Raw genomic sequence first — 1,166 nt, 5'->3', positions numbered from 1 at the left:
GCGTTCGAACATCAGGTCGGTGCGCCGGGCGATGCGGTCGTCGAGTTCGGCGGTGGCGCGGTCGACGCCCAGGATCACGCTGCCCCAGCGGGGCTCGCCGATCGTCGGCTGCGAGGCCGCGAACGGCTGCCCGGTCAGTTCGACGACTTCGAGCGCCCGGACCATCCGGCGGCCGTCGGTGGGCAGGATCGTCGCCGCGGCGGCCGGATCCGCGTGCTGCAGCGCCCGGTGGACCGCGGCGAGCCCCTCGGTGTCGAGCAGCGCCTCCCATTTCGCCCGGACCTGCGGATCCGTCGCCGGGAACTGCCATTCGTCGAGCAGCGCCTGCACGTACATCATCGATCCGCCGACCACGATCGGGACGCGACCGCGCGCCAGGATCGCTTCGACATCGGCGATCGCGGCCTGCTGGTAGCGGGCGACCGTCGCGGTTTCGGTGACGTCGAGGACGTCGAGCTGGTGGTGCGGGATGCCGCGACGCTCGTCCGGTGCCAGCTTGGCCGTCCCGATGTCCATGCCGCGGTACTGCTGCATCGCGTCGATGTTGACGATCTCGCCGCCGAGCGTCTCGGCGAGGTCCAATCCGAGATCGGACTTGCCCGTGGCGGTGGGGCCCACCACCGCGATCGGGACGAGTGCTGCGGTGGGGCCGATGCTTCCTGCGCTCACGGTGTCCAGATCCCTACGTGGTAGCCCACGCCGTAGGGCGCGGCGGAGTAGGTGACGGACGCCGAGCGCGGGCGCTCGCCGAGGGCGGCCGCCAGGACGTGCCAGGCGGCGCGGCCGGTCAGCTTGATGTCCGAACACAGGTCGGGGTCGAGTGCCGCGAGCGCATCCGGGTCGCCGGCGCCGAGCGCTGCGGCCAGGGCCGCCTCCACCTCCTCCGAACGCGGATCGTAGGCGCCGGGCGCCTTGGTCGTGAGGGTCGTCGCTCCGTCCGCGACGACGAGCAACGCTCGCGGCTGATCGTCGCGCTCGAGTTCCGCACGCAGGTCGCGGCCGAGATCCGCGCAATGCGCGGCGTCCGCGTCGGCGGCCACCACGTGGGTCGTCACCCGGGTGTGGGGCGCCGTGCGGTCGCGGATCCAGCCGGCCACGAGCGCCGTCAGAGCGAGCGTGGGATCGGGTTCGCCCGCGGCATCGGGGCCGAGCTGCACCGGGATGTC

Annotated in this window: 2 protein-coding genes; both read right to left on the bottom strand. The window is 73.0% G+C overall.

Going from position 1 to position 1,166, the window contains the following annotated elements; translation table 11 throughout:
• Nucleotides 1-669 (bottom strand): tRNA (adenosine(37)-N6)-dimethylallyltransferase MiaA (gene miaA / locus R1101_RS0123920; RefSeq protein WP_016935682.1); only part of this gene is annotated, 669 nt, incomplete at its 3' end.
• Nucleotides 666-1,166: hypothetical protein (locus tag R1101_RS0123915; RefSeq protein ID WP_016935681.1), on the bottom strand; the 501-nt coding region annotated here is incomplete at its 5' end. The genes R1101_RS0123915 and miaA, both read right to left, overlap by 4 nt.

This window comes from Rhodococcus sp. R1101, assembly GCF_000278445.1.
In the GTDB taxonomy this organism is placed as follows: domain Bacteria; phylum Actinomycetota; class Actinomycetes; order Mycobacteriales; family Mycobacteriaceae; genus Rhodococcus; species Rhodococcus gordoniae.
This window is presented reverse-complemented; position numbering and strand designations above follow the sequence as displayed.